Source organism: Candidatus Komeilibacteria bacterium CG_4_10_14_0_2_um_filter_37_10 (assembly GCA_002793075.1).
Classification (GTDB): domain Bacteria; phylum Patescibacteriota; class Patescibacteriia; order UBA1558; family UBA1558; genus UM-FILTER-37-10.
This window is the reverse complement of sequence record PFPO01000029.1, coordinates 1-2,075: the sequence shown is the minus strand read 5'-3', so window position 1 is coordinate 2,075 and position 2,075 is coordinate 1. Positions and strand designations below refer to the sequence as shown.

The following is a 2,075-nucleotide window of genomic DNA, read 5'->3' as shown; positions in this document are numbered from 1 at the left end:
TTCTAACTTTTGCCACCTTGATAATTTCTATTTTTTCGATGATTGGTGAATATAGGGGGAATATTTTTTCGACACCAACGCCTTCACTAACTTTACGAACTGTTAAGGTTGCTCCTTGCTCTTTACCGTGTTTGAGAGCTAAAATTTTACCCTCAAAAATTTGAATTCTCTCTTTTAATTCACCCTTAGCATTAGTTTCTTTAATGATTTGATGAATCTTAATAGTTTGACCAGGTTTGAGAGCAATACTCTTAGGATCAAACGCGACGTCCGCTTCTTTTCTAGTTTTTTCTTTTCTTACCGCCTTTGAGGCATTCTTTTTTTTGTCAGCCATATAGTTTTAATGATTATTTAATGTCCCTGATATTCTAATCAAAAATTAGGTAAAAGTCAAGGGTTTAATTAAGATAGTCGATAGTTCTCTTTTTTAAGGATATCAATAATATTATTCAGCGCCTCTTCTAGTTTATTTTGCTCATTCCTCACAATATAATCATAATATTGTTGCTCGTTATCTAATTCATTGGCTGCTGTTTTTAATCTACTCGCCAAATATTCTGTAGAAATTTTAGGATCGCGGCGAATTAAGCGTTCTTTGATTACATCAAGCGAACCAGGATTTAAAAAAATAGTAATAGCGTCATAGTTTTTTTTGTAGTAGTTAGCCCCCACTAAGTCAAGATTCATAATAATATTTTTTCCCACGCTAAATTTATTTTCTAGATCTGGTTTATAAGAACCATAATAAGTATTAGTATTTTCAAAATAAGTATATTCTAATATATTACCCACCGCAATTTGCTTACGGAATTCATCCTCGGTGAAAAAATAGTAATCAATTTCATTTTTTTCATTTAATCTGGGTTTTCTCGTTGTTGCTGTAATCAGTCTGGTAAAAATAGGATATTTTTTTATCAAGCGATCAGTTATGGTACTTTCGCCGCTGCAAGTAGGCCCAGCTATTACCAGCACCCGCCTTTGATCATTATTGTTATTAGGCATGTAATAAATTATGATTAGTTAAGCGATTATATTTTATTTTAACTTAGTCAAAAAATTAGCCAACTCTTTGGGTAATGGTGACTCATAGGAAATAATTTTACCATCAAGATCAGGCCAAGCTACCTTATGAGCGTGAAGAAAAACGCGAGATAAATTATTTTTGATCGTTATGTTTTTATTCTGATACAATTTATCACCAGCCAGGCTCCTGCCCAGTGCGGAAAAATGAACACGAATTTGATTGGTACGACCAGAGTGTAGAGAAATGCTCAGCAGAGCATAATTTCGATATTGTTTTATTACTTGGTAGCTAGTTAAAGATTTTTTTCCACCTTGTTGGTGCGAACGAGCTGCCATTTTGCCAGTGTTTTTGGATCGGGTAATCGGCAAATCTATTTCACCGCTGGGGGCGGAAAATTGACCATGTACCAATCCCAAGTATTCCTTATCCACCTTTCTTAATTTGAATTGCTGTTTTAAATGATCATAGTAATTTTGATTGAGGGGAATAACCATTAAGCCGGAAACATCCTTATCTAAACGGTGGACCAAAGCTGGACGCAACGGATCTTCACCTATTTGTCGAGCCTGGGGAAAGTTTTTTAGTAACCAGTCAATTAGTGATGGCTGATTTGGTTTGTTGGCTGTAGCATGAGCCAGTAAAGCCGTTGGTTTTTCAATAACCACATAGTTATCTATTTGATCGATGATGTTAATATTTGGTAACGCCAATATAGCATTATCGACTTGGATGGTTGAAAGCTGTGTTATTTTTGGCTCTTGCCACTCAACGCGATCACCGTTTTTTAAAAAGAAGTGGTTAATTTTAATGGTTTTTTCGTTGACCCAAACATTGCCGCTGATGATGTTTTTTTGGATAGCAGCACGGCTTAGATTGTTTAGTTCAGCCAATAAAAAAACATCCAAGCGCATTCTCTCGTCTTTTAGATATTGAAATGTTTTAACGCTGTTCATAAAGGTATTATAAGTAAAATAAGTAATAAAAAAAAGCCTAACAGAACATTACAGCTTAATCATCGGACAATTATTATGTTTGATCTAGCTACAAAGAT

The 2,075-nt window shown here is 34.6% G+C and carries 3 protein-coding genes; all 3 read right to left on the bottom strand.

The genetic code is table 11. The annotated features are described in order from the left end of the window. On the bottom strand, positions 1-334 hold a 334-nt coding region (locus tag COX77_01655; protein PIZ99414.1), incomplete at its 3' end, for a hypothetical protein. A 68-nt stretch (positions 335-402) separates the two neighbouring features. Further along, positions 403-1,002 carry a hypothetical protein gene (locus COX77_01650; protein ID PIZ99413.1) on the bottom strand — a complete coding sequence of 200 codons (600 nt, stop codon included), beginning with the start codon at positions 1,000-1,002 and terminating at the stop codon, positions 403-405. 33 nt (positions 1,003-1,035) lie between these two features. Next, positions 1,036-1,977, bottom strand: coding sequence for a hypothetical protein (locus COX77_01645; GenBank protein PIZ99412.1), 942 nt, complete (start codon positions 1,975-1,977; stop codon positions 1,036-1,038). Positions 1,978-2,075: the final 98 nt, after the last annotated feature.